This is a genomic window from Brevibacillus sp. HB1.2 (genome assembly GCF_013332495.1).
Classification (GTDB): Bacteria; Bacillota; Bacilli; order Brevibacillales; family Brevibacillaceae; genus Brevibacillus; species Brevibacillus porteri.
This window is the reverse complement of record NZ_JABMIU010000026.1, coordinates 13537-33964: the sequence shown is the minus strand read 5'-3', so window position 1 is coordinate 33964 and position 20428 is coordinate 13537. Positions and strand designations below refer to the sequence as shown.

Annotated in this window: 23 protein-coding genes; all 23 read right to left on the bottom strand. The window is 48.2% G+C overall.

Translation table 11 applies throughout. The features are described 5' to 3' along the window. Positions 1-9 precede the first annotated feature (9 nt). The 23 genes from HPY28_RS29190 to HPY28_RS29080 all read right to left on the bottom strand — a co-directional run bounded on the left by HPY28_RS29190 (position 10) and on the right by HPY28_RS29080 (position 20340). Positions 10-1647 carry a PhoX family protein gene (locus HPY28_RS29190; RefSeq protein WP_174226565.1) on the bottom strand — a complete coding sequence of 546 codons (1638 nt, stop codon included), beginning with the start codon at positions 1645-1647 and terminating at the stop codon, positions 10-12. Between the two features lie 137 nt (positions 1648-1784). Then, positions 1785-2369, bottom strand: coding sequence for an aminodeoxychorismate/anthranilate synthase component II (gene pabA / locus HPY28_RS29185; RefSeq protein ID WP_017247011.1), 585 nt, complete (start codon positions 2367-2369; stop codon positions 1785-1787). Positions 2370-2386: 17 nt separating this feature from the next. Then, the gene (locus tag HPY28_RS29180; protein ID WP_069852984.1) at positions 2387-3880 is read right to left on the bottom strand and encodes an anthranilate synthase component I family protein; all 1494 of its coding nucleotides are present in this window, start codon (positions 3878-3880) and stop codon (positions 2387-2389) included. A 120-nt stretch (positions 3881-4000) separates the two neighbouring features. Then, entirely contained in the window at positions 4001-4933 is a 933-nt protein-coding gene (gene cysK, locus HPY28_RS29175) for a cysteine synthase A (RefSeq protein WP_017247009.1), read from the bottom strand. Positions 4934-5015: 82 nt separating this feature from the next. Beyond that, complete coding sequence (locus HPY28_RS29170; protein WP_017247008.1) at positions 5016-5918, bottom strand: peptidyl-prolyl cis-trans isomerase; 903 nt, start codon at positions 5916-5918, stop codon at positions 5016-5018. A 28-nt stretch (positions 5919-5946) separates the two neighbouring features. Then, positions 5947-6819, bottom strand: a complete 873-nt coding sequence (gene hslO / locus HPY28_RS29165; RefSeq protein ID WP_017247007.1) for an Hsp33 family molecular chaperone HslO — start codon at positions 6817-6819, stop codon at positions 5947-5949. Between the two features lie 188 nt (positions 6820-7007). Continuing rightward, positions 7008-7952, bottom strand: coding sequence for a sigma-70 family RNA polymerase sigma factor (locus tag HPY28_RS29160; protein ID WP_017247006.1), 945 nt, complete (start codon positions 7950-7952; stop codon positions 7008-7010). Between the two features lie 250 nt (positions 7953-8202). Next, positions 8203-9162 (bottom strand): ABC transporter ATP-binding protein, encoded by a 960-nt coding sequence (locus HPY28_RS29155; protein ID WP_017247005.1) that lies wholly within the window; start codon positions 9160-9162, stop codon positions 8203-8205. Between the two features lie 25 nt (positions 9163-9187). After that, positions 9188-10105 (bottom strand): C40 family peptidase, encoded by a 918-nt coding sequence (locus HPY28_RS29150; RefSeq protein WP_174231895.1) that lies wholly within the window; start codon positions 10103-10105, stop codon positions 9188-9190. A gap of 1 nt (position 10106) precedes the next feature. Then, positions 10107-11201 carry a dipeptide epimerase gene (locus HPY28_RS29145; RefSeq protein WP_017247003.1) on the bottom strand — a complete coding sequence of 365 codons (1095 nt, stop codon included), beginning with the start codon at positions 11199-11201 and terminating at the stop codon, positions 10107-10109. Positions 11202-11349: 148 nt separating this feature from the next. Next, the gene (locus HPY28_RS29140; protein ID WP_174231894.1) at positions 11350-13008 is read right to left on the bottom strand and encodes a peptide ABC transporter substrate-binding protein; all 1659 of its coding nucleotides are present in this window, start codon (positions 13006-13008) and stop codon (positions 11350-11352) included. 102 nt (positions 13009-13110) lie between these two features. Further along, entirely contained in the window at positions 13111-14136 is a 1026-nt protein-coding gene (locus HPY28_RS29135; protein ID WP_017247001.1) for an ABC transporter ATP-binding protein, read from the bottom strand. A 5-nt stretch (positions 14137-14141) separates the two neighbouring features. Beyond that, positions 14142-15029: an ABC transporter permease gene (locus HPY28_RS29130; RefSeq protein WP_371736826.1), complete on the bottom strand. Its 888-nt coding sequence runs from the start codon at positions 15027-15029 to the stop codon at positions 14142-14144. Between the two features lie 26 nt (positions 15030-15055). After that, a complete protein-coding gene (locus tag HPY28_RS29125) occupies positions 15056-15994 on the bottom strand; it encodes an ABC transporter permease (protein ID WP_047074807.1) in 939 nt (312 codons plus the stop codon). A gap of 163 nt (positions 15995-16157) precedes the next feature. After that, positions 16158-16499, bottom strand: a complete 342-nt coding sequence (locus HPY28_RS29120; protein WP_012683929.1) for a DUF3870 domain-containing protein — start codon at positions 16497-16499, stop codon at positions 16158-16160. Positions 16500-16636: 137 nt separating this feature from the next. After that, complete coding sequence (locus tag HPY28_RS29115; protein ID WP_017246998.1) at positions 16637-17200, bottom strand: hypothetical protein; 564 nt, start codon at positions 17198-17200, stop codon at positions 16637-16639. A gap of 55 nt (positions 17201-17255) precedes the next feature. Beyond that, positions 17256-17672, bottom strand: coding sequence for a hypothetical protein (locus HPY28_RS29110; RefSeq protein ID WP_017246997.1), 417 nt, complete (start codon positions 17670-17672; stop codon positions 17256-17258). Next, positions 17672-17824 carry a hypothetical protein gene (locus HPY28_RS29105; protein ID WP_007725191.1) on the bottom strand — a complete coding sequence of 51 codons (153 nt, stop codon included), beginning with the start codon at positions 17822-17824 and terminating at the stop codon, positions 17672-17674. Before HPY28_RS29105 ends, HPY28_RS29110 begins: the two co-directional genes overlap by 1 nt. A gap of 3 nt (positions 17825-17827) precedes the next feature. Continuing rightward, a complete protein-coding gene (locus HPY28_RS29100) occupies positions 17828-18151 on the bottom strand; it encodes a hypothetical protein (RefSeq protein WP_232030497.1) in 324 nt (107 codons plus the stop codon). Positions 18152-18402: 251 nt separating this feature from the next. Beyond that, positions 18403-18606 carry a hypothetical protein gene (locus HPY28_RS29095; RefSeq protein WP_016738853.1) on the bottom strand — a complete coding sequence of 68 codons (204 nt, stop codon included), beginning with the start codon at positions 18604-18606 and terminating at the stop codon, positions 18403-18405. Positions 18607-18635: 29 nt separating this feature from the next. Then, complete coding sequence (locus HPY28_RS29090) at positions 18636-18782, bottom strand: hypothetical protein (protein ID WP_007725181.1); 147 nt, start codon at positions 18780-18782, stop codon at positions 18636-18638. 14 nt (positions 18783-18796) lie between these two features. Beyond that, positions 18797-19636, bottom strand: a complete 840-nt coding sequence (locus HPY28_RS29085) for a hypothetical protein (protein ID WP_174231893.1) — start codon at positions 19634-19636, stop codon at positions 18797-18799. Beyond that, positions 19636-20340 (bottom strand): type II secretion system F family protein, encoded by a 705-nt coding sequence (locus tag HPY28_RS29080; protein WP_238144591.1) that lies wholly within the window; start codon positions 20338-20340, stop codon positions 19636-19638. Before HPY28_RS29080 ends, HPY28_RS29085 begins: the two co-directional genes overlap by 1 nt. Between the last annotated feature and the right edge of the window lie 88 nt (positions 20341-20428).

The window sequence follows — 20428 nt, the reverse complement described above, 5'->3', positions numbered from 1 at the left end:
CTCCTTGTCCTAGAAACCTGTAATAGCAATCACGCTCGGCATAGCTACTGCATTTCCACCTTTAGGCCAGTGGCTGGTCGGCTTGTCATACGACTTCAGGTTTTCACCTGGATGCTGCACCGCCAGGAACAGTGTTTTTTCATCAGGGGTGAACCAAGGACCTGTCATTTCAGCGCCTACTGGTGCAGACGCGAATTGTGCGGCTTCTCCCTTGCTGTTACCCGTTGTTGGAATGAAAAACACCCCATTGTTTCCAAAGGATTTATAAATACCGCTGTTCATCGACGAGGACGAGATATCTGTCACGACCCACAGGTTACCCGCGCTGTCGAAAGCCATGTTGTCTGGCGCCGCAAAACCGCTTTGTGGTCCACCTGCTGCAAAAATCTCAAACGTAAACTCCAAGCCTGCATGGTTGTTGTCTTTCTCGAACAGGCGAACGATTTGTCCGTAGAAGTTGCCATGCTTGTCATTGTTGGTCAAGGCAATGAAGACGGAACCATCAATCGGATGCACTTCCAGGTCTTCTGGGCGATCCATCGGGGTAGCCCCTACTGCTTTGGATGCATCTCGGCAGTTGAGAAGCACGTCAGCCTGAGAAGCAAACATCGGTTTGCCATCTGCATCGACTGCTTTTTTCAGTGCTTCGGTTGTTGCGAAATCCAACGCAATCCACTTGCCCTTACCGAAGTTGGCAACGTACAGTGTACCCTCTTCCAGCAGCTTAGAATTGTTTTTCCCTGCCTTCGGTTCGTACTTGCCTTTGGATACATACTTATACACGTATTGGTCTTTCGCATCATCCCCCATGTAGACGACCAATTGTCCAGATGGAGCCAGAACCATTGCCGTGTTTTCGTGGGAGAATCTGCCCAGTGCTGTATGCTTTTTCGGAGTCGATTTCGGATCAAATGGATCGACCTCTACAACCCAGCCATAATGCTCGGCTTCAGGCAGCTTGCAATCACCGACGACGTCCATGTAGTTTTCCTCGCAGGAAAGAATTGTATTCCACATCGTCACGCCGCCAGAACAGTTCGCAAATGTTCCGGTTACTTCTTTGGCAATAGAAGCTGCTGGGCCAGTCAACACATGCTTGGTCAGTCCGCTCACCCGACGGCCATATTCGGAATCGGAAACAAGCTTCCAGCTGCCATTTTCTTTTTTGATTTCAATAATGGAACCGCCCAGTGCATACAAGTACTTCTTGATTTGCTCAGGGGTACGTTTGTTGTCATCTGCATTCAGATAGTCATAGCCATTCACGTAATATTCCAACTCACCTAAATATTCGTGATTCACCCACAAGAGGCCATGATCGGACTTGCCTTCGATTGGTAGGAAACAGGTGAAGTCATTGTTGAACCCGAAGGTATCTCCTACTGCATTGATTTTATCGCCATAGGAAGCCACTACATCGTATTTGAAGCCGTCCGGCAGTACAACATCGTCTTTCGTAGTCGGATGAATTTCTTTGAATTTCGGATTGAAGTTATGTTTTTTTGTATCGAGACCAAACAGATGGTCGGCTGTTTTTCCTGATAGGGTATTACCAGCTGCCAGGGCAGGAATTCCTGTTGCTACCGAAGCCAACGCCGCTGTCCCTACACCGAGATAAGTCAAAAACTGTCGACGATTTACATCCATTTACTATCTCTCCTTTTTCGCCTTCTTCTGTTTCATTGTACAAGCCGTATATCGAGGAACCATGAATGTTATATAAAGAGTATGTAAATAAAAAAACCGCCCTCGAAAAAAGGCGGTTTTCCTGTCGTATCTATGCGTTAACCTGTCGTTTGGCGCGCGTATGCGGTAAGGAAGTTCTTCAGCAATTGCTTGCCGTGCTCCGTAATAATCGATTCAGGGTGGAACTGGACGCCTTCGATTGGGAACTCCCGATGGCGCACAGCCATAATTTCACCTTCGGCTGTCCGGGCGGTTACTTCCAGCTCACTCGGAATGGACGCTTCCTCAATAATCAAGGAATGGTAGCGTGCCGCCGTAAAAGGGGAAGGGATGTCCTGAAAGATGGTTTTGCCATCATGGAAAACTTCCGACGTTTTTCCATGCATCAAGCGCTCAGCCCGAATGACTTTTCCGCCAAACACTTGCCCAATGGACTGATGGCCCAAACAAACACCCAAAATCGGAATTTTTCCGGCAAAATGGCGGATCGCATCCATGCTGATCCCCGCTTCATTTGGCGTGCACGGTCCTGGAGACACCATCAAATAATCCGGTGCCAACCGTTCGATTTCTTCCAGTGTAATTTTGTCATTGCGATACACTTGCAGCTCTTCCCCAAGCTCTCCCACATACTGCACCAAATTGTAGGTAAAGGAATCGTAGTTATCAATCATCAAAATCATCGTACACTCATCTCCTCTCAACTCATCGTTCTCTGCTCGCTCAACTCAAGCGCTTTCCACAACGCTTCTGCCTTTTTCAATGACTCGGCATACTCGGCCTCTGGAACCGAGTCAATCACGATACCCGCTCCAGCCTGCACATGAGCTACGCCATCCTTGATCACCATGGTACGGATGGCAATGTTGACCTCGATATCACCATTGAAGCCAAACCAGCCGATGGATCCCGTATAGACGCCTCGCTTGACGGGCTCCAGCTCCTCGATGATTTCCATCGTGCGAACTTTTGGCGCTCCGGTGATCGTTCCTCCCGGAAAAGTCGCTTCGATCGCATCAAGCGCATCCTTGCCTGCTGCCAGCTCTCCTTTGACGTGAGAGACGATATGCATGACGTGGGAATATTTCTCCACGACCATGAATTCGCTGACCTCTACACTGCCAAAGCGACAGACACGGCCCATGTCATTGCGTTCCAAATCAACCAGCATGACATGCTCTGCGCGTTCCTTTTCATTATCAATCAGCTCACGTGCCAATGCATCGTCTTGCTCGTCCGTTAATCCACGAGGACGTGTGCCGGCGATTGGACGCGTATGCACTTCCTTGCCTTTTACCTTTACAAGTAGCTCTGGCGAGGCACTAACAAATTGAAATTCAGGGAAGCTCAGATAGCCCATATAAGGCGAGGGATTCAGCTTGCGAAGCACATCGTACACTTCTGGGGCTGTCACCTGCACCGGCTTGCTTTGCCGTACCGACAGATTGACCTGAAAAACATCCCCTTGGGCGATGTACTCCTGCACCCGACGAACGGCATCCTCGAATTGGTTTTTGGCAAAGGATACGGACGCAGGCACTAGCTTGGCAAGCGGTCTTTTGCGCAAAGCTTCCCAATCTGTCTCATCGCGATCCATTGCCAATGAAGCAATCAAGTCCATGCGTTTTTCCAGGTGGAGTGCTGCTTGTCGATAGCTCTCTTCGGTCAAATTGTCCGCGCGCAAATGCGTCAGGCAAATGATCTCTCGGGTCTCATGATCAAAGACAAGAAGGTCTTGCATTATCATAACATACAGGTCTGGCAACTGTAAGTCGTCAGTCGCTATCTGTGGCAAGCTAGGCTCAAAAAAGCGGTTCATCTCATAGCTAATATAGCCTACGGCGCCTCCAGCAAAATCTGGCATACTTGGAAGCATCGGCGTACGGTAACGAGAGAGCAGCTCTCGTAAAGCATTCAATGGGTTGTGAGTCTCTATGCTCTCCATTTTCCCTTCTGGGTACGAAACGATGGTTTCTCCTCGCTGACTGCGCAGCGTAGCGATAGGCTCATATGCCAAAAAGGTATACCGCCCAGCTCGTCCACTTTCCAACAGGACAGCATTTTGCAGAGAAGGCTGTAGCTTTGTGAGCACCTGCCACGGATCAATCGTCGAAGACCACGGTTTACGCAGGGCAAGGGGAACCAAAGGATAAGATAAGGCATACGTCTGGCAATCAGCAAAGGTAGGGAACATTCTTCCTCTTCACGCTCCGGTTTTCACTATTTATCCGTTCATTATATAGTTGCCTGACACAAAAAGAAAAGACCACGTCGCCAACGTGGCGCTCCGTGGTCTTGCGGTATCTTTTTACAATTAATCTTCGAACTGATACAGAGGCGTGGACAAATAACGCTCACCATTCGAAGGAATGACAACGATCACTTTTTTGCCTTTGCCGAGCTTCGCTGCTACTTGCAGAGCCGCATGGATCGCTGCTCCAGAAGAAATCCCGCCGAGAATACCTTCCTGACGAGCAACACGACGCGCGGTTTCAAAAGCGTCCTCGTTTTCTACTTTAATGATTTCGTCGTAAATTTGTGTATCGAGAATATCCGGGACAAAGCCAGCCCCGATACCCTGGATCTTATGTGGACCTGGTTTGCCGCCAGACAAAACTGGCGAAGCAGCAGGCTCAACAGCCACGATTTGAACATTCGGATAGTGTTCACGAAGAACCTGCCCTACACCCGTAATCGTTCCGCCTGTACCAATACCGGAAATAAACGCATCTACGCCTCCGATTTCCTTCGCTTGGTCCAACAGCTCACGCGCAGTTGTCTCACGGTGAATGGCTGGGTTCGCCAGGTTTTTAAATTGTTGCGGAATGAAATACGAGCTATCTTCTTTCGCCAGCTCTTCCGCTTTGCGAATCGCTCCGCCCATCCCTTCGCTGCCTGGTGTGAGAACCAACTCCGCACCATACGCACGCAACAGGTTGCGTCGCTCCATACTCATCGTCTCTGGCATGACCAGAATAGCACGATATCCTTTTGCAGCAGCAACCATCGCGAGTCCAATACCGGTATTTCCGCTCGTAGGTTCAATGATAGTATCACCCGGTTTCAGACTTCCATCTGCCTCTGCTGCCTCAATCATCGACAACGCAATTCGGTCTTTTACACTGCTGCCCGGGTTGAAGAACTCCAGCTTCAAGTAAATGTCTGCAATATCTTCGGTGACAACACGATTCAGCTTCACAAGCGGAGTAAATCCAATCAAATCGGTAATGGAATTAGCCACGCGCATATGTTCTGCCCCTCCTATTTTTAATAACCGAGTAAAACGCTAGGATTTATTGACATAATTATATCAACGGCAGCCTATTTGGTCAATGAGGCATTTGCCCAGAAATCTGGACCCCTACCGATTTTCGCAACCGCTCCAGCACGACATCCAGTGACTCGACCTGGGCAAATGCGATCTCTCGGCGTAACTCATCTTTTACTTCTTCAAATGTCCGTTGACTGGCTTCCCTGCGCTCTGTCAGTTGGTAAATGACGTATTGGTCTTCTATTTTGATCGCTTCGCTATATTTGTCTTTCTCCAGCTTTTCTACGATGGGCTTCGCCTCGTCAGGCAATCGATTATCCTTAATGGAAACCCAGCCTACATCGCCGCCGTTCACAGCTGTATCTGCATCAATCGAACGCTCTTTGGCAATCGTCTGAAAGTCGGCCCCGTTTTTTAAATCAGCCAAAACTTGTTCCGCTTCTTTTTGTGACGCCACGACGATTTGTCCTAAACGCATCTGCATCGGTCGGGTATAGCGGTCAGATCGGCTATTGTAGACGTTTAGCACTTCTTCATCCTTGATGGTCATGTCCTTCGTTGCCAGGGTTTGCAGCAGGATTTGGTAAGAAATCTCCTGCTTGAGGGCTTCCACGGTCGTTCCCGCTTGTTTTAACAGCGCAGCCTCAAACTCGCTGTCTGTCCGACTGCCATAACTGTCGCGAATCTGGGAAAGCTCTTGCTCCAGCTGTTTCTGATCAACCGTAATGCCGGATCGCTTCGCCTCTTGAAAAACGACTTCCCGATTAATCATGTCGTTTAGCACTTGCTTACCGAACTTTTGTTTCAGCGCCGTTACATACTCATCGTTGCTAATCGTCTTATCCCCTACGATGGCGGCAGGCTGCAGCTTGCCTGATGCCTGGTACCATGCCCAGGTAACGGCAAGCAGCAACAATACAAGCGCCCCAATGAATGCCCATAACCCTTTTACGTTGGTCATGCCAACACTCCCCTACTTGACGCCGCGCTTACATGTCTTTCAGGATGTCTTCCAACGCGGATCTGTCATAATGGTAACGTTCATTACAGAAATGACAGTGTACTTCTGCTTCGCCCAGTTCTTCAATCAGACCTTCCATTTCTTCGCGTCCCATGCTGATCAGTGCCTGAACCACCTTATCCGCTGTACATTTGCAGCTAAATTGAATCTCTGTGCGGCTCAGGATTTTTGGCTCATCCAATACGCGGGCCAAAATCTCTTCCGGAGTCAATCCTTCGCCAATCATGCGAGAAACCTGCGGAAGCTGCCCCAAACGTTCTTCAATGGCTGCTACAACCTCTTCTGGCGTATTCGGCAACAGCTGAAGAATGAATCCACCCGCAGCCAAAACAGAACGGTCCTCAGGATTAACCAGTACACCCACACCTACTGCTGAAGGAGTTTGCTCGGACATCACAAAATAATAAGTGAAGTCTTCCCCAATCTCACCAGAGACGATCGGCGCACTTCCTTGATACGGCTCCTTGAGACCGAGATCTTTCGTTACGTAAACAAACCCGTCTGTTCCCACTGCACGCGCTACATCGAGCTTGCCTTTATCGTTTAGCTCAAAGTGGACCTGAGGGTTGGATACATAAGCGATTCCTTCACCATGTGCGTTTGCTTCCGCGATGATCTGCCCGATTGGTCCGCCTCCTTTTACTTTGACATAGAGGCTCTCGTTTCCTTTTAGCATAGCCCCCATCATCAAGGTAATGGTCAGCGTACGCCCCGCTGCTGCTGTCGCTGTATTCCACATGTCATGACGACGACGCATATCTTCGACAGATTCTGTCGTGCGTGCGGCAAATGCACGAACATGCCCATTAAAACCAGTTGCTCTTATCATATAATCGCCCATGTAGCGATCCTCCTTTTCAAACTACCTCTTTACATAGCGAAAAAATCATGAAGCTATCTTACCAGTTTACCACAAGGAGAAAAAGACTACGCTTCTCCCACTGTGAGTCTGACACTTTGTGAATTCGACCATTTCTGACAGAAAAAACCCCTCTGTATCAAGAGGGGCTGAAATAACCAAATCCTATGTTAGGTTAAATAATCTTTTAATACGTGTGAAGCTTTTTGCGTTCGCAATCGGTCAATCGTCGTCGCTTCAATTTGGCGAATACGCTCGCGGGTAAGACCAAACATTTTCCCCACTTCCTCCAGCGTATACACTTGATCATCATAGAGACCATAACGCATAGAGATAATTTCTTGGGCGCGGGGACTAAGTCGCTCCAACGCTGCACGCATCTGCGAGCGAAGGTCTACCTTTTCAATCCAGTCGTCCAGAGAGGACAACCCATCATCCATGATTTCTGCGTAGCTCAAGCTCTCGTCTTCATGCCAAGCCTGCCATTTCTCACTATCCAGCTCAGCGTCGATGGATTCCATCTTCATCATTAAAGCCAGTTCGATGGCATCCACCTTTTCTAGTGGGATATCCAAGAGTACGGCAATCTCCTGCCGATCAGGCGTACGATTCAAAGCATGGACGAGATGTAGTACTTGCTTCTGATACTGGCGAATCTGCTCATGCATGTGGACAGGAATGCGAATCAAAGTTGCTTTGTCGTTGATGGCACGGGTGATCGCCTGAGAGATCCACCAGTGTGAGTAATGATAGAGACGCACGCCACGTCCCACATCAAATTTGTCAATCGCGGTAAACAAACCTATCGTGCCCTCCTGAATCAAATCCAGGAACGGCATCCCTCTTTTCAAATGGCGCAAAGCGGTACTAACTACGTATCGTAAATAGGCGCGCACAATCGTTTCACGTGCTTCAAGATCGCCATCCCTTTGATAGCGAATCAGGCAAGCAAGCTCTTCTTCTTTGTCCAACATGGGTGTTGCAGCGACGCTTTCCAAAAACAGTAGAGCAGAAGTGTCCGATCGAAGCGATCTAGGGACAACAATTCCCAACTGTGTCTCCACTTCCCGCCAGCGACGGGGAGTTGAATGGAACGAGGAGGTACTCAGAGTCATATGCAACCCTCACTTCTCTGGAATGAAGTTCACGATGAAGTAGGTGAGTCACGGAATGTTTTACTGTATCCGTATTTCGACAAAACCTGTTCGATTCCTGCCAGTTAACAGAATATTAACAGTTCTCCTCTCCGAATAGTTGATGAAAGCCCTTTCATAGGTTAAAGTTAAAAGTTTATGTAGAAAAAGCCATCCCCATTAATCAAGGATGGCAGAAAGACAATGTCGAATCTTCTGATAAAACAGAAGACTATTGATACAAGTGACAGGCGACGAAGTGGTTGGTGTCTACTTCCTGCCAGATAGGCTTCTTTTCGGCGCATACTGCTTTGTCTACCGGACAACGTGTACGGAACACACAGCCGCTAGGTGGATTGATCGGGCTGGGAACGTCACCTTCGATAATGGTGCGCTCACGGCTTTTCTCCAAGTCGGGATCGGGGACAGGAATGGCCGACAACAACGCCTGCGTGTAAGGATGCTTCGGTGATTCGTAAAGAATTTCACTCGCAGTCATCTCGACCATATTACCCAAATACATGACGCCAATACGGTCACTGATGTGCTTGACCATCGCCAAATCATGCGCGATAAACAAATACGTCAGCTTTTGTTCCTGCTGCAATTTCTTCATTAAATTAACGACCTGTGCCTGAACCGAAACATCGAGTGCAGAAATCGGCTCATCGGCAATGATGAATGGTGGATTGACGGCAAGCGCACGGGCAATCCCAATCCGCTGTCGCTGACCACCACTGAACTCGTGCGGGAAACGGTTGGCATGCTCTTTCTGCAAACCAACCATCTCCAACAGCTCAATCACACGGTTCATCCGTTCCTTCCCTTTATATAGCCCGTTCAGATACAGGCCCTCCGATATGATTTCCGCAATGTTCATTCGGGGGTTCAGAGAAGCATACGGGTCCTGAAAAATCATTTGCATTTGGCGTGTCAGCTTACTCCGCACAGCAGATGATGCCTGATGGACGTTTTGCCCGTCAAAAATGACCTCACCTGTCGTCGGTTGATACAATCCGATGATTGTACGGCCTGTGGTCGATTTGCCGCAGCCAGATTCCCCTACCAGTCCAAACGTTTCCCCCTCGTATATATCGAAGGAAACATTGTCCGCTGCCGTAAGTGAGAGCCCTTTACCCAACGTAAAGGTTTTTGTCAGGTTCTTTACCTGGACCAGCTTCTTTCGTTCCATCTGGCCACTCCTCCCCGTTATCCGTTTACCAGTATCGTCTGGAGACGCAATGTTCCTTTTCGAGCTTGTAGCCATCCAACTTGACGATCTCGATGACACTTCGCGAATCCGGAGAATGAATCATTTCGCCATTGCCCATGTAAATGCCCACGTGATGGACTCTGCCTTTTCCTTCCTCATGGGCAAAAAACAACAAATCGCCTGGAAGCAAAGCTTCTTTTTCCACAAGCTGTCCGGCTTTTGCCTGATCAGATGCATCACGCGGAATCTGGAGACCGACAGAACGGTGCATGTTGTACGCAAATCCTGAGCAGTCATACCCGTAAGAGGACATGCCGCCCCATAAATAATGCAGGTTGAGGAATCGCTTACCCGCTTCTACGATTGCCTCTCCACGAATACCGGAAAGCTCGATGGGCTCGTTTGCTTTCACGATTTGGACGTCTGCTTTTGGCAAAAGTCCTGTGCCGTTCGGTGTCGCTACCGTTACCCAGTCCGCGGTTTCCTCGATCAGCGGTAGTTTGGTCAAGAAGGCAAGTTCCATGTCTGGCTTTTGATCAGGTGTATGTAGACGGGTAAACGCCGCCGTGACCATCGCCAGCTTTTGGCCTTGCTGTACCTCAAAAGCATCTGACCACGGTGCTAGCTGGCGAGAAGGCATCCAGCCCGGATAGCCTGTTGCGTTTTTGTTCGTAGTCTGATCAGGAATCAGAATTTGTGACCATTCCCCTTGCTCCTCGACTACCTCTACGCGCGTACCGTACAGCGCTTGGGTTTGAATCGCGTTTTGGTCGTAAAAACCAAGCTTCTCCTCCACAGTAAGGGAAGCGATCCAGCTTCGTACATCTACCGGGGATTGGAGTGCTACTTGGTCAATATCACGCGGCGACTCCGGCTTGGTCCACACAGTGGCAACAGAGACAGAAACAATGGCAGATTTCATCTTAGTTCTCCCCCTCCCACAGGCTGACGGAACGAATACCGAGCCCAGACTCTTCTGGCATGCGCATCACGCGGCCCTCGTACGTTACGCCACCTTCTATGCCATCATGCAAAAGCATCAACGGAGCATCGAAATCAAAGCGGGTGATGTTCTTCTTGCTGGCTGCAAAATGAGCTGCTGCTGATACAGCCAGACGCGATTCGATCATACTGCCAACCATGCATGGAATACCGTACTCTTCAGCCAATTGGTTGATCAATTGTGCTTTGTAAATGCCGCCAGCTTTCATCAGCTTGATATTAATCATGTCAGCCGCACGTTTTTGCAAAACCTGCAGAGCCTGCGCTGGTGAAAACACACTCTCGTCAGCCATGATTGGCGTATCAACCGAATCTGTTACCCGCTTCAAGCCTTCCAGATCATGCGCTTTTACTGGCTGCTCAATGAGTTCGATGCCAAGACCCATGTCCTCCATTTTTCGAATGGATTGCACCGCTTCTTTTACATTCCATCCCTGGTTGGCATCAAGACGAATCTTTACCTGATTGCCCACGGATTTGCGAATTTCCTGGATGCGCAAAATGTCATCCTCGATATTGTCCTTGCCGACCTTGATTTTCAGTACGTTGAAGCCTTGCTTGAGATAGGCAGTCGCATCCTCGCCCATTTCTTTCGGGGAGTTCACGCTGACGGTATAGTCAGTCTCCAATTGGTCACGGTAGCCACCCAGGAATTGATACAACGGCATTCCTGCGCGCTGAGAAATGAGGTCGTACAATGCAATGTCTACTGCTGCCTTCGCACTCGTATTCCCTACCATGGATTGATGCAAGGTTTGGAAAACTCGTTCATAGGCAAGCAAATTCAAACCGATGAGCTGAGGTCTCATCGTGTTCATAATCGCCGACTCGATGCTCTCGATGCTGTCTCCGGTAATGACAACAGTAGCCGAAGCTTCGCCCCACCCGACCATACCGTTGTCGCAGGTGATTTTCACCAGAATCGATTCCAGGCTATGCACCGTACGCAAAGCCGTTTTAAAAGGCTTTTTCAAAGGAACAGATATTCGTTTTACTTCAATGGCTTGAATAATCATGTTTTCCTCCATCTTCTCCAGCACTTGTGCTTTCTTTCACTGTTTTTTCTAATAGACATACTAAATTATAGCACTATTAAAAATTCTAGCAAAAAAGGGGGGAGAGTCATTCCAGCCGCCTGAAATGACTTCTCCCAACTCACTCTTGTTACTTCACGACAGCTTTTCTCAGGTCTGTGTAGCTAAGTGAAGAGCTTTGTACCCCACTCACCTTGTCGCTTGAGAGCAAGGAAGTGTTGTAGAAATACAGCGGTGCGATTGGCGCTTCATCCAACAAGAGTTTTTCTGCATCATGCAGCAGCTTCAGACGTTTTGCATCGTCTGGCTCTTTGTATGCGTCTTGGATCAGCTTGTCGAATTGCGCATTGCTCCAACCCGTACGATTGCTTGCTGCCTTCGATTGGAAAATGTCGAGGAAGTTGATCGCATCACCGAAGTCAGGCAACCAGGAAGAACGAGCAATTTGATACTGCAATTGCTTTTGCATATCGGTCAAAACTTTTCCTTCTACTTTTTGCAGCTTCACATCTACGCCCAGCGTCTGCTTCCACATTTCTTGCGCGGCTTGTGCCGTTTTTTCGTTAGCCGTTCCGCTACGGTATGTGAGTGTAACTTCTGGTAGCTTTGTGTAGCCTTTTTCTTTCATTCCTAGTTCCAGGAGCTTCTTCGCTTCATCTGGGTTGAAGTTTACCAGTTCTCCGCCCACTTCACGGAATTGTCCTTCACCGTTGGCATCAGGCAAACCAAAAGATACGAAGCCTGTTCCCGGTTTTTGCTGACGCATCAGCACCAGGTCGACCAGTGTCTTACGGTCAATCGCCAAGCTAAAGGCTTTGCGAATATTGGCGTTATCAAATGGCTCCTTCGTTACGTTAAAACGATAGAACTCTGTACCTGCTCCGTCACGCACGAATACTTTGCCTTCTTTGAACAATTGGTCCGCCATGTCTGCAGGAACGGTTGTTGTTCTATGCAGCTCTTCGTTCGTAAACATTTGATACTCGGTATTCTCGTCATCAATCATTTTCCAAACGGCACCAGGCAGCGTTACGTTGGCTGCATCCCAGTAGGTATCGCTCTTCATGATTTTCAGTTCACTGTCATGCGCCCACTCTGTCAGCTTGAATGGTCCGTTTCCGACAAAGCTTGCTGCTTCTGCTGCCCATTTCGGATCTTTTTCTACAGTTGCTTTGTGTACAGGGAAGAAAGCTGGGTTGGATGCCAACAGGAGCGTCCAAGAAGCTGGTTGAGCGAGCACAACCTCTAGTGTCTTGTCGTCCAGAGCTTTTACTTTTACGCCATCCGCCGGTCCTTTCCCGCTGTTATATGCCTCCGCACCCTCAATAATGTACGCGAGGGATGCTGCCGGAGATGCCAGGGCAGGATCAAGCATGCGTTTCCACGCGAATTCGAAGTCCTGAGCCTTTACCGGTTCACCATTGGACCATTTGTTGTCACGCAGGGTAAAGGTGTAGGTTTTTCCATCCACGGAGATTGTCCATTCGGAAGCGGCCGCTGGTTGAGGCTTTTGATTTTCGTCCAGGCGGGTCAAGCCTTCCATCAAGTTGTTCAAAATGTTATAGGACGGCTCATCGAAGCCAATCGGCGGGTCCAATGACGTCGGTTCCTTGATATTATTCAGCAAGAGGAGCTTTGCCGCTTGATCGCCCGGCGTCGGAGCGTTTGGCTGAGCCGTGTTGCCTGGTGCAGGCTCACTCGGTGCAGCTGGTTGACCCGATGTACATCCAGCCATGAGCATGGACACACTCAGCGTAGCCGTCAGCAACAATGTTGATAGTTTTTTCACTGTTTCTTCCCCCTTATTTTTTTGTTTTTGTATGACGTAAAAGGATAGCGCCGCAGACGACACCCTCTTTTACACGAATGCACTGCCCTCGACAGCCATGAATCAGGTCCCCGTTGGCGGTTGCATCGACGCCAGCAACTTCTTCGCCCGTGGGTCCTGCAACCAACAGGAAACTGCGTGTTTGCTATGGACATGGGTCTCCGCAGGCTGGTAATTCCGACATACTTCCAACGCGTAGTCGCAGCGCGCAGCGAATGCACAGCCTATTGGCGGACGAAACAAATCTGGAGGTGTTCCAGGTATGGGGCTCAACGGAATAGAGCGATCCGCATCCAAACGAGGCATCGACGCCAGCAAGCCTTTTGTGTATGGATGCTGTGGATTGTAAAAAATGTCGCGAACAGGACCGGACTCTACCACTTTTCCGGCATACATGACGTTGACCCGATCCGCAATCTTGGCGACGACTCCCAAATCATGCGTGATAATAATGATCGAGACTCCCGTCTTTTGCTGAATGCTTTTGAACAGCTCGATGATTTGCGCCTGAATCGTTACATCCAACGCTGTCGTAGGCTCATCCGCAATCAAAATGGACGGCTTACAGACAAGCGCAATCGCAATCATGATCCGTTGGCGCATCCCGCCACTGAACTGATGGAGGTATTGCTTGAGACGACTTTCTGGATTGGCGATCCCGACCAAGGTGAGAATTTCAATCGCTTGCCGCTTGGCTTCGCTTCTGGCGACCTTTTGATGGCGAATGATTCCTTCCATAATCTGTTCACCAATGGTGATGGTCGGGTTGAGCGACGTCATCGCATCTTGAAAGATCATGGAGATTTCTTTCCCACGCAGCTCACGCATTTGCTTTTCCGGCAGCTTTGCCAGGTCTTGCCCTTTAAAATGAATACTTCCACCTGCGATTTTTCCGATATGCTCTGGGATCAGACGCATGATGCTCCTTGCAGTCACGCTTTTCCCACATCCGGATTCACCAACAATCGCCAGTGTCTCCCCTTTGTTCAAGGTAAAGTTCACGTCCCGAACCGCGTTCACTTCACCGCCATGCGTCTTGAATGTGACCCGAAGCCCACTGACTTCCAGCAGCTTTTCCGTTTTATCCATGTTGCCTACCTCCTTGACTTCGGATCGAACGCATCACGCAAGCCATCACCGAGCACATTGAACGCGAGCATCGTCAGCGAGATTAGGAAAGCAGGGAAAAAGAGCCGCCACCAATGACCGGACAAAATGGTGGGGAGTCCATCGTTCGCCATCACACCCCAGCTAGCCATTGGCGCCTGAATACCGAGACCGAGGAAGCTCAGAAACGCCTCTGAAAAAATCGCAGATGGAACAGATAACGTGACATAGACAATGATGATGCCAATTGTGTTGGGCAGCAGGTGCTTGCGAATGATGTAGAAAGGCTTTGCCCCCATTGTTTTTGCCGCCAGTACGTACTCCGAGTTTTTCATTTGCAGGACCTGACCACGCACAGTCCGGGCCATCCCAATCCAGCCAGTCGCACTTAATGCGATAATAATGGTTAAAAGTCCGGGTCCCATGACGACCATCAGCAAAATCACAACCAATAAATAAGGAAGGCCGTACAAAATATCGACGAAGCGCATCATGATATTATCGATTCGCCCGCCCAAATATCCGGCAATTCCTCCATACAAGACACCAATGAAAAAATCGATAAGAGCTGCTGTCAAACCGACAAACAGGGAAATGCGAGCACCATACCAAACACGTGTGAAAACATCACGGCCAAAATCATCAGTACCAAACCAATTCGCTTCCGATGGCGGTTTGTTTTTCATAATAATCGACTGTTTGGCGTATTCATGACCAGAGATCATCGGTCCAATCGTAGCCATAACCCCAAGCAAGATAATAACTACCAATCCCATCAGGGCCAGCTTGTTTCCTCTCAGACGAAGCCAAGCTTCTTGCCAAAACGTCAGTTGAGGTCGCACAATCGCTTCCGCATTGAGGTTGTCTTTACGCATGGGGATAAATAAATCATCAGAAACGATCATCCTTCGCTCTCCTTTCGATGTAGCTTAATTCGTGGATCAATGATGCCGTACAGGACATCGACGACAAACATCAGGAAAATCAAAAGTGCGCTATAGAAGACTGTCGTTCCCATAATGACGGAATAGTCACGGTTATTAATACCAGCGACGAAGTATTTCCCCATCCCAGGAATCGCAAATATTTTTTCGATCACAAAGCTTCCCGTTAAAACGTTGGCAATCAATGCACCTAAAAGCGTGACGACAGGCAAAATTGCATTACGTAGCGCGTGCTTCAACACAATCGTCGCCGGAGACAGCCCTTTTGCACGAGCGGTTTCAATATATTCCTGGGTCAACACTTCCAGCATGTTAGTACGGGTCAAACGAGCGATAATCGCAATCGGACCAAATGCCAATGCAAGCGCTGGCATAATCACATGCTGCCAAGTACCCCATGTTGCGGTCGGCAACAGCTTCCATTCGACCGCCAAATATTTGATTAATAAGGAAGCGACAACAAAGCTGGGAACAGATATCCCGATAACAGCAATAATCATGGCAAGGTAATCAATGAGTCGGTTATGTCGTAGCGCGGCGATCACACCAAGGGCGATACCAGTGACAATCGCAAAGACGACAGAAATCAGACCGAGTTGAAAAGAAACGGGGAATCCACGGGCGATCATTTTGTTGACCGTATCTGAGCTGTTGGCAATCGATGGCCCAAGGTCAAACTGCACGAGCTTCTGCAAGTACAGCCCGTATTGGACGAGTAGTGGCTTATCCAGGTTGTAGTAGGCATTGAGGTTCGCAGCAACCGCTTCGTTTAATGCCTTTCCTTCTTTTTCAAAAGGAGATCCTGGAACGGCATGCATCAGGAAAAAGGTGAGGGTAATGATGAGCCATAACGTCACGATCATGGAGATAAATCTGCGGAAGACAAAAGATAGCAAGGACTCTCCTCCTTTTCATCAAAAATCAGTAAAACCATGTTGGTGGCAGTGACTGAACTCTCGTAATAAGCAAAAAACCCAGCAAATGCACGCGATCATGGCATTTGCTGGGTTTTACTTACGTGTATGCCGTGCATACGAATAAATAAAGCAGCGGGTGTATTCATTTGGTGACTGTGGCTTTATTTCTCGTGGAAACTGCTTGTTTGTACTTCTTTTGCGCGTCCTTGAACGCTGCGATCAATGTTTTTTGGGAAGATCCAAAATACCGAAAGCGAATCTCTTCACCAATTTCCTCCGACGCCATAATAGAATGACCGATAAAGATCGACCGAGCAAAGTCAGACGTCAGTTGAACCGTGGAGGAACAGGCCGCATCTACGATCTTGTCGTTGGAAGTATCGACAACCAATCCGATAAAAAAAGCACTGAATTGCTGTGTAATCGGATTGTTCGAAGAGGACTGTGCATCGCCTACGATATAAATGGTATCTTTATCAAACAAATCAATAACCCCACTTTTACTATGCTTAACGGACCGGCAAACGGGATGTTCGGAGAGCGACTTCCTCACAATCGCAAGCTGGGTAAGCACTTTCCTACATAGTACCAGAAGAATTTGCAATTTGTAAATAAGTCTGACTAATCTTTCAGTTCTTCTACAGATACGACTGGAAACGAATGTGGAGGCAGCATTGGCAGAAACGGTTGCTCGTCGATGTAGGCAACTACTACATGGGATGGACCGACCATTGTTTTCGGTGCAAGCTGCAGTTCCTCCCCCTGCTCAGTTACGACGGTAATCTGTAGCATGCCACCTCCCGGACGAGCTGGCCCTTCCGTTGCTCTCTCTGTCACGAGGGTTGTCCCATTGTACTGTAGGCGTAATTGGAGGTCATGGCGCCACGAACGGAAATCCACATAATAGCGCGAGAAAGGAATGGGATCAGTGGTCACACTGTCTGCTTGAGGGACGAACATGGCTTGCTCACGACGGTATCCACCGTTCTCGTACATTCTTTCATCAAAACGTTCAAGAGCCTCGTCTTCGAGCAGATCAATCACACCCTCTGTTTTCAATACAGGATCAACAGCAAAGGTGGCGTGATGATTAGACAACTCCAGGAGTATCTTCACTTCTGTTTTTTTCTGCATGGCGATGTCTGCATCGACAATAAACATACCTACCAGCAAAAAGAACAGCATCGTAGAAATGGATAAGATGTTAATACCCGTAACGATAGCCTCCTAACGGGAGCTTTTACAGATCGTAGTTCATGATGTTAACTGTACCTATTCTTTGAACTTGCAAGGAATCAGCCGGGATTGGAATCCATGAGGTAAAGCGGGGGTATGGAATTGCCAGCTCCACAACAAATTCATCTTCATGGCTCCATAGGACGGGATCAAGTGAACGAGTGCGAGTGACACTGATAGACAGGTCCTGATCTGACACGGAAAACTTTTTCTCCCTCAGCTCCCGAGTGATCAATGCCCGAACCTCTTGTTGCAAGTTGGCTTCATTCGTCCCCCCGTGGTTGCTGACGTATTTTGTAGCGGCCGCGCTCACTTCCAATAATTCGTTTCTGGCCTGAACAACCGTATGTACCTGTAAAAGTCCTAATGGAACGAGTAGCATAACCATAATGTTCAGAATCACAGCGATTAATTGACCCATTAGCCTGTACCAAAACGCGTGACTTCAGCGAGCAAATCACCGAAAAACTGCGTGCATGCCGAAAGGAGATTTTGCGGCCCGGTGAGAAGCAAGCCTACCGTCAAAGGCAAAACAATAGCCATTACAGCCAAAATGCTAATCATTTTATTCATGTACTACCACCCTGGATCAAAGTATTCGGACGGCCGGCTTCCCGTAAAGGAAAAGGATGTATCCCCCTCCACAAATTTGTGCAGCCATTGGGTCACTTTTGAAGGCTGGATGGTAACCGACAAGGTAATCGCCTCCTGCCGCTCTTTGCGAGCTCGCTCGCTCTCAGTTCGAGGCCAGCTCCCAGCAAACGCATCCTCTGTCACTTCCCAACCCAGTTCTTTCATTTTCAGAAGATAGTAATCTGCTAACGTCGGCTCCAAATACCCGATGTCCTGCATATCATCCAGTAAGTCAGCATAGATTCCACGGGCAATCGCCCTTTCCATTGCGTACAAGTGGTAAGCTCCCAATGCGGAAGTGACCAATAGAAGGACCAGTAGACAAATAAGAAAGACTTTTGCTTTCACCATCGTTTTAGAAACGCCAACTCCTCTTTAATGGAAGATGACCGTCGCTGCTCGATACACCCTTTCTTTTTGTGTCTGTTTAAGCTGCTCCTCTGGCTGGAGATTCCAAAGTACCGCGCACAAACTCCCTACCATAATCGAAATGATGAGAAGAACGTGGATGTGCAGCATCACTTTGACGATGTATAAGATGTGCCGTTTTGCATCCTGAAGTTGATGTTTTCATTTCGGGTATCGTAATTCAGCGATGTGATGGATTGGTTAATGCTCTCGGCAGAATCGTTTGCCGCCGGGCTTAACTCATTGCCATAGCTGCTGACACCGATCCCTAACACCATGACGCATGCTAAAAATATAAAAAACATTTTCGACATCTCGAATTTCCCCTTTTCTCTTACGTGATTTAAGGTATGGCTTTGTCGATCCACCCAACTGCTCGATCTCTCAGCCCGTCTTCTCTCACTACCGATGTGTTTATTTCGGACAAGCTAGAAACGATTATTCCTAAAGAGAAAACGATGCACATGATGATAGATAATAGCTTGGTCATGAGTTTTCTCCTCCTCAGATCAAATATTTATCCAGAATTTCTGTAAGCAGCTTGTACCAGGGAAACATGGCGACCAATAATCCCATGTAAAATGCCGGGTAGACAATAACCGTGTAGCCGATCCCCAAAGACTTTATCTTTTTTCGATGACGGAACATTCGTCGATGATCGACAGCCCACTCCATTCGTTGCATAGTTGCACTTACTTGTCCTTCGCTCAGCGTTTCAATTGTACGCATGCTCGATACGAGGATAATTCCGTCGTCGACGCCAATCTTGCGTTTAAAGCTCTCAAGTGCTTCATTAGAGTCCCTGTTCCACTCAGATAAAGTAGGGATATACTCCTTTAGCTTTCTAGTCGGTCTTGCTGCCTTGACCATGGCATTGTAAATGGGCACCTGATTTTCTAGAAGGGTCACATAGCGATTGATAAATCTGGCGATATCTGTGCTCAGCATATCCTCCCTGTGATTTGCCCACATCTTCAAGCCCATGTACGGAAGCATGTAACTCCCTGCAGATGCCAGGCACATCGACAGAAGTGGAAATGATTCCATTCGACTCACGACGACCCACATAAGAATCAGGATGCAAACGGTACTTCCAGTCAACAATTGCAGAAACACCCACTCCGGTTTTCCCCATCCAAAAGGCCTTCCTGCTCGTGATAGTAACTGATCCCATTTGTCGTTTTCGTCAGGCTTGAGTGCCTGCTCCCACTTTCCCCACCACGCCCCGGAAACAAACAGCTTCGGCTTTTGCTTGTGAAACAAATACTTCCCGATCATAAACGTCGCACTAAAAACAAATAGAGCGCCTAACCCAAGGTAGGTATACATGACTAGCATTGGCATTAGCGATATCTCCTTCCCCAAATAAACGCCAACAGGATCGAAAAAGTCCACACAGTCGCCGCAATTGCTAATATGGCCTGTCCATCTGGCGTGTAGAAATAGAGACGATAGGAATCTCGAAGCAACCCCTGGTTGTAGGGGATCAAACAAATGCAAATCGCTATGACGATAAGCAGGCTGATCCAAATGGAGTATATTTCACTATCACGCTCATGCTTTTCATCTTGTTGTACAAACATCTCATTCGTTAACCGGTTTAAAGGTGATTGAATATCTTCTGTTTCTCCTTCCAAACCGCTGGAAATATACGTTGCAAAATCAAAAGCCCACGGATGGTCCAGTCTCTTCGCAAATTGTTCTACTGCCGCAACCGAGTTTCCCCCATCCGAAAGGCTATTGTTTAGCAGAAGGAGGTCAGGTAATAACTCTTTGGGGCATTCCTCTATCATTTCGCGAAAGGTAAGGACGATGTTTTTGCGACTGTTATAATAACGGGCAAACAACTCTACGAATCGACAGAAGGAGCTGATTTTTTTATTCATTTGTACGGTATAGCGTGCGTATAGAATCAGTGTTGGCAGCAAGAGGAATAAGAGAAAAAGCGACAAGGATACAATCATATTTCCTAACAAAATACCCGAGATGAATCCCGCAATCCCGCCAATCATGGATAGTAATAAGTACCCTTCTGGTGTACCTCCCACGATTTGACACCAACGTTCAAAACGTTCATACATCATGCGCCGGGTTGAATGCCTTAAAAATTTCTCTCTCCATACCTCAACTGTACGC

Bases quoted from the DNA above. Each gene is read 5' to 3' on its own strand.
- HPY28_RS29190 (WP_174226565.1), bottom strand. From the start codon at position 1,647: ATGGATGTAAATCGTCGACAGTTTTTGACTTATCTCGGTGTAGGGACA.
- pabA (WP_017247011.1), bottom strand. From the start codon at position 2,369: ATGATTTTGATGATTGATAACTACGATTCCTTTACCTACAATTTGGTG.
- HPY28_RS29180 (WP_069852984.1), bottom strand. From the start codon at position 3,880: ATGTTCCCTACCTTTGCTGATTGCCAGACGTATGCCTTATCTTATCCT.
- cysK (WP_017247009.1), bottom strand. From the start codon at position 4,933: ATGCGCGTGGCTAATTCCATTACCGATTTGATTGGATTTACTCCGCTT.
- HPY28_RS29170 (WP_017247008.1), bottom strand. From the start codon at position 5,918: ATGACCAACGTAAAAGGGTTATGGGCATTCATTGGGGCGCTTGTATTG.
- hslO (WP_017247007.1), bottom strand. From the start codon at position 6,819: ATGGGCGATTATATGATAAGAGCAACTGGTTTTAATGGGCATGTTCGT.
- HPY28_RS29160 (WP_017247006.1), bottom strand. From the start codon at position 7,952: ATGACTCTGAGTACCTCCTCGTTCCATTCAACTCCCCGTCGCTGGCGG.
- HPY28_RS29155 (WP_017247005.1), bottom strand. From the start codon at position 9,162: ATGGAACGAAAGAAGCTGGTCCAGGTAAAGAACCTGACAAAAACCTTT.
- HPY28_RS29150 (WP_174231895.1), bottom strand. From the start codon at position 10,105: ATGAAATCTGCCATTGTTTCTGTCTCTGTTGCCACTGTGTGGACCAAG.
- HPY28_RS29145 (WP_017247003.1), bottom strand. From the start codon at position 11,201: ATGATTATTCAAGCCATTGAAGTAAAACGAATATCTGTTCCTTTGAAA.
- HPY28_RS29135 (WP_017247001.1), bottom strand. From the start codon at position 14,136: ATGGATAAAACGGAAAAGCTGCTGGAAGTCAGTGGGCTTCGGGTCACA.
- HPY28_RS29130 (WP_371736826.1), bottom strand. From the start codon at position 15,029: ATGCGTAAAGACAACCTCAATGCGGAAGCGATTGTGCGACCTCAACTG.
- HPY28_RS29115 (WP_017246998.1), bottom strand. From the start codon at position 17,200: ATGCTGTTCTTTTTGCTGGTAGGTATGTTTATTGTCGATGCAGACATC.
- HPY28_RS29110 (WP_017246997.1), bottom strand. From the start codon at position 17,672: ATGGGTCAATTAATCGCTGTGATTCTGAACATTATGGTTATGCTACTC.
- HPY28_RS29105 (WP_007725191.1), bottom strand. From the start codon at position 17,824: ATGAATAAAATGATTAGCATTTTGGCTGTAATGGCTATTGTTTTGCCT.
- HPY28_RS29100 (WP_232030497.1), bottom strand. From the start codon at position 18,151: ATGGAAAGGGCGATTGCCCGTGGAATCTATGCTGACTTACTGGATGAT.
- HPY28_RS29095 (WP_016738853.1), bottom strand. From the start codon at position 18,606: ATGTCGAAAATGTTTTTTATATTTTTAGCATGCGTCATGGTGTTAGGG.
- HPY28_RS29090 (WP_007725181.1), bottom strand. From the start codon at position 18,782: ATGACCAAGCTATTATCTATCATCATGTGCATCGTTTTCTCTTTAGGA.
- HPY28_RS29085 (WP_174231893.1), bottom strand. From the start codon at position 19,636: ATGCCAATGCTAGTCATGTATACCTACCTTGGGTTAGGCGCTCTATTT.